The 5,062-nt window shown below is 38.2% G+C and carries 4 protein-coding genes; all 4 read left to right on the forward strand.

The window, feature by feature from the left end:
* A partial coding sequence (locus tag ACTF6W_RS05435) for an AAA family ATPase (protein ID WP_438993532.1) occupies window positions 1-1,773 on the forward strand: 1,773 nt, incomplete at its 5' end.
* Between the two features lie 257 nt (window positions 1,774-2,030).
* The gene (locus ACTF6W_RS05440; protein WP_438993533.1) at window positions 2,031-3,053 is read left to right on the forward strand and encodes a phosphotransferase; all 1,023 of its coding nucleotides are present in this window, start codon (window positions 2,031-2,033) and stop codon (window positions 3,051-3,053) included.
* Entirely contained in the window at window positions 3,025-4,191 is a 1,167-nt protein-coding gene (locus tag ACTF6W_RS05445) for an ABC transporter substrate-binding protein (protein WP_438993534.1), read from the forward strand. Before ACTF6W_RS05440 ends, ACTF6W_RS05445 begins: the two co-directional genes overlap by 29 nt.
* Window positions 4,164-4,973, forward strand: coding sequence for an ABC transporter permease subunit (locus ACTF6W_RS05450; protein ID WP_438993535.1), 810 nt, complete (start codon window positions 4,164-4,166; stop codon window positions 4,971-4,973). Before ACTF6W_RS05445 ends, ACTF6W_RS05450 begins: the two co-directional genes overlap by 28 nt.
* Window positions 4,974-5,062: the final 89 nt, after the last annotated feature.

The following is a 5,062-nucleotide window of genomic DNA, read 5'->3' on the forward strand; positions in this document are numbered from 1 at the left end:
GCTTCTGATGGTGAAGTTGTACTTTTTATTGATGAGCTGCACACAATCGTTGGTGCGGGCGCGTCTGAGGGGTCTATGGATGCATCAAACCTCTTAAAACCGGCGCTTGCACGGGGTGAACTTCATTGTATTGGTGCAACAACCCTTAATGAATATCGTAAATACGTTGAAAAAGATGCTGCACTAGAACGTCGTGTTCAGCCGGTCTTAATTGGTGAACCGACAGTCGCAGATACCATTTCAATTCTGCGTGGATTAAAGGAAAAATACGAACTCCATCATGGGATCCGTATTAAGGATAGCGCTCTTGTTGCAGCCGCTACTCTTTCCAATCGTTATATAAATGACAGGTTCTTACCTGATAAAGCGATTGATTTGATGGATGAAGCCGCCTCCAAGATTAAAATGGAAGTGGACAGTAAACCCAGTGAGCTTGATGAACTTGACCGCAGAATAATTCAGCTTAAAATCGAACGTGAAGCCTTAACCAAAGAAAAGGATGCGGCGTCAAAGGATAGGTTAAAAAATCTTGAAAAAGAACTTAGTGAACTGGAAGAAACATCTGCAACCTTAACGGCACAGTGGCAGAAAGAAAAAGATCGCATCGAAGGCGATCATAAAATCAAGGAACGCTTAGATGCTGCACGTGTAGAGTTAGAAAAAGCCCAGCGTGAAGGTAATCTCGCACGTGCCGGTGAGCTTACATATGGCGAAATTCCAGATCTTGAAGAAAAACTAAAAAATGTCACGGAAGGTGACGCGGATGATAATCAACTTTTAAAAGAAGAAGTCTCGGACAATGACATTGCTGCCGTTATAAGCAGGTGGACAGGTATTCCAGTTGATAAAATGCTTGAAGGAGAACGTGAAAAGCTTCTTTCAATGGAAGAAAACATTGGCAAGCGCGTAATCGGTCAAGACGAAGCGGTTTCTGCTGTTGCAGCCGCCGTTCGTCGTGCGCGGGTAGGATTACAAGAAGAAACCCGCCCGATTGGTTCTTTCCTCTTTCTTGGTCCAACGGGTGTTGGTAAAACGGAACTCACTAAGGCCCTAGCAGAATATCTTTTCGATGATGAAAATGCCATGGTCAGGATCGACATGTCTGAATTTATGGAAAAGCATGCCGTTGCTCGTCTTATCGGCGCCCCTCCAGGGTATGTTGGATATGAAGAAGGCGGCGTGCTTACCGAGGCTGTCCGCCGTCGACCATATCAGGTGGTTCTTTTTGACGAAGTTGAAAAAGCCCACGGCGATGTCTTTAACATTCTGCTTCAGGTTTTGGATGACGGTCGTCTCACTGATGGCCAGGGACGTACCGTTGATTTTTCGAACGTATTGATCATTCTTACCAGCAATCTAGGCAGTGATATAATAGCAGCGCTCGGATCAGATGATGATGTTAATACGGTTCGAGAAGATGTGATGGATGTGGTCAGAGCTAGTTTTAGGCCTCAGTTCATAAACCGTCTTGATGAAATAACTCTTTTCCACCGTTTGGCGGAGAAACATATGCATGCGATTGTCGATATTCAATTAGCAGGTCTTGAGAAACGTCTTGCTGACCGTAAAATCACGCTCAATTTAGATGTATCAGCAAAAGACTGGCTTGCGCATACGGGCTATGACCCCGTCTATGGTGCGAGACCTTTAAAACGGGTTATTCAGCAGAACATCCAAGACGGCTTGGCCAATATGATCCTTGCTGGGGATATTCTTGATGGCAGTACTGTTACTGTAACCGCAGGTGCGAACGGCATTGAAATGACTGTATGATAAACCTTATTTGTTTGCCCCGCAATTGCGGGGCAGCAATTTACTAAATTATCAAACTTCAAAAATATTTCGCTTTTGATCGCTCTAATGCAAAGCGGCGATCGGACGATCCAAAGATAATTTTGTGTTAAGTCGTTAAATCTGAATGAAGTTGATACACGAAAATGTGACTTTTAATTGATTTTAATCGCTCAAATTGCGTGCTAATAGCATTATATAGATCGATTAAAGATTATTAAAATTAGGTATTGAGGTCATTGGCGCGTAAATTTATAAATGAATGGACCCGTGAAGATTTTGAAGCTCACCTTCAAGACATAACGGGCCATGATAAATCGGTTCAAAAGATCATGATCGCGGGTGATGGAAACATGAATTTCACTTTGCGGCTTATTTTTGATGACCAGTCTTCGATTATTGTGAAACAATCTCCGCCCTATTGTGCTAGATTTCCAGAAATCCCTGCGCCCGGAAATAGAATTATTTCTGAAATAAAATTTTATCAGTTATTAGAAGAGGGTCCATTTTTAGCGCGACATTCACCAAAATTACTCGGTTTAGATAAAACAAATAAAATTGCCTATTTATCTGATCTTGGAATGGCAACTGATTTTGAATATTTATATAATCAAACCGAAAAACTTAATACTGAAACATGTGAAAAATTAGTTCGCTATTTGAAAAAGCTTCATAGCTTGGAAATTTCATCAGATGTTACGTTTGAAAATCTCGATATGCGGGCACTTAATCATGAATATATTTTTGACCTGCCTTTTCAGGACGGTGAAAGAGCCATTGATTTAAACCAAGTGACCGGTGGATTAGCTGAGGAAGTTGATCATATATTATCTGAAACAGAGATAAAAATAGCGGCACATGAATTAGGAAAGTTATATTTTGAAAATACGAGAACGTTAATTCATGGGGATTTTTATCCAATGAGTTGGATTGAAACAACTAAGGGAATGTTTATAATCGATCCTGAGTTTGGTTTTCTCGGATTACCTGAAATTGATCTAGGGTTTTTTCTCGCTCATATGCTGCTCTCAAATAATTTTGCAGTCGCATATAATGTAATTAATAAAACTTATGGCCCCTGTGATTATTCATTGATGGCAAAATTTTGTGCCGTTGAAGTGATCAGAAGAATTTCATATGTGTCACAGTTGCCCATAATCAATTCTCTATCCTTTAAAAAAGAGTTGCTCATTTCTTCTGCGGAAGTGTTAAAAACAGGAAATATAAAAGTATATGAAATACTTAATCATCACGATCATTAGCCTGTTGTTTTCATCAATAACATTTGCGCAAGATAATACTGTTCGCTTTGCCCTTTGGGGAGGAAACGAAGATATTAATCATTGGATTGATACCTATGTAAGCAGTGAGTTAAAAAACAAACATGATATTTTGCTAGAACGTGTCCCACTATCTGACACACAAGATGCGATCCAAAAATTAATCCGGGATAAAAGGTTCGGACGTGAAAACGGCTCTATCGATCTTCTATGGCTGAATGGTGAAAACTTTAAAGCCATGAAAGATAACGATTTAACATGGAAGCCGTTTTTATATGAATTGGAGAATTCAAAATATATTGATTTAAAGAACCCAACGATCGCCAATGATTTTGGTATTGAGCATCTAGGATATGAGGCGCCTTGGGGCAGTGCGCAAATGGTCTTTATTTATGATAGCGCAAAAGTTACTAACCCACCTGAAACATTAGATCAACTCACGAACTGGATAAAAGAAAACCCTGGTAAATTTATTTATCCGGCCCCACCGGACTTTACGGGTAGTGCCTTTATAAGGCAAAGCCTTGCCAACATTTTGGGAAAAGAGGCCTATGACAATCTTATCAATAATTTTTCAGTAAACAGATTAGAGCAAGAGTTACCAAAACTTTGGTCATGGTTAAAAGAAATAGAGCCATATTTGTATCAAGAAGGCAGGTTTTATCCTGAATCGATTAGTAAACTTCATCAAAATTTTTCCGATGGCACAGTATGGATGACGATGGACTATTATCCGTCGACTGCACAAAGAATGATTGATAAGGGTATTTTTCCTAAAACGGCCAAAACCTTAGTCCTCAAAGAAGGGGCGCTTGCTAATACCCATTATGTGACTATTCCTTTTAATGCGAGCCATAAAGAAAACGCAAAGACCGTAGTAGATTTTTTATTGGGAATTGATGCACAAGCCTCTAAACTTAATTCAGACAACTGGGGTGATTTTAGTGTTCTTGATATGTCAAAATTATCCCCCCAAGATGCAGAAAAACTGCAATCAGTCGATTTAGGTGAAGCAACTTTATCACTGGAAATTTTGAATAATGCAAAAGTACAAGAGTTTCCTGCTGAGCATATTTCAATGATTGAGGAAGAATGGAAAAGCAACATAATTCAAGAATAGCCCTGTTATCCCTGATTTTTCTGGCTTTAATAAGCCCGTTTGGGCTTTTTATTTATGCTTTTTTCAACGTGGCGAGTGAGAGCATCTTTGCGCTCACAGAAAGCTCTCTTGACCATATTTCCATTTATGAACTGATATTCTCTATTTCAATAAGCGCAATTGCTACCTTCATTTCCGTCATTTTCGGAGGATTGCTTAGTTTTTATCTTTTGAGCTTTAGAAAAAAAGATTTGAATTTGGGAATGCTAAATATTGTTTTGGTTTTACCTCATATCGGTTTTGCCTATATCATATTTTTATTTTTTTCTGATACAGGGTTTTTGTTTCGATTTCTTCATACTTTTGGTGTGCATTCAAACGTTAGTCTTGTGAATGATACTTATGGTATAGGTATTATTCTAAATTACGTACTTAAAGAAATACCTTTCATTGTTCTCTATCTTCTTGCCACTAATAATACAAAAAATCAAAACTTTGTTCTCGCGGCAAAAGATTTAGGCGCTGGATTTTTACAATGTTTTTATAAAATATATATGCCACTAAATTTGTTACAATTTGTTTCAATATCCATTGTAATATTTGCTTTTATTCTTGGAAATTATGAAGTGCCCTTCTTACTTGGCTCAAACTCTCCTCAATTTTTATCAGTATCAGCGCTAAATAATTTCCAAAGCATCAATATCGATCAGAATATCTCGAGTTATTTGAAAGTAGTTATTATATTTGTCACATCATTTATTGTTTCTATTCTTTTAAGGCTAATATTCAGGAGTTCGAAATGATTAATAATCCGCGCTCTTTCAAAATCATTAATATTTTTTATTTGATACTGCTTGGTCACCTTGGCTTTTGGCTTTTAGCACCTAGAATT

The organism is Pseudemcibacter sp. (assembly GCF_965661635.1).
In the GTDB taxonomy this organism is placed as follows: Bacteria; Pseudomonadota; Alphaproteobacteria; order Sphingomonadales; family Emcibacteraceae; genus Pseudemcibacter.

Bases quoted from the DNA above. Each gene is read 5' to 3' on its own strand.
- ACTF6W_RS05445 (WP_438993534.1), top strand. From the start codon at position 3,025: ATGAAATACTTAATCATCACGATCATTAGCCTGTTGTTTTCATCAATA.
- ACTF6W_RS05450 (WP_438993535.1), top strand. From the start codon at position 4,164: ATGGAAAAGCAACATAATTCAAGAATAGCCCTGTTATCCCTGATTTTT.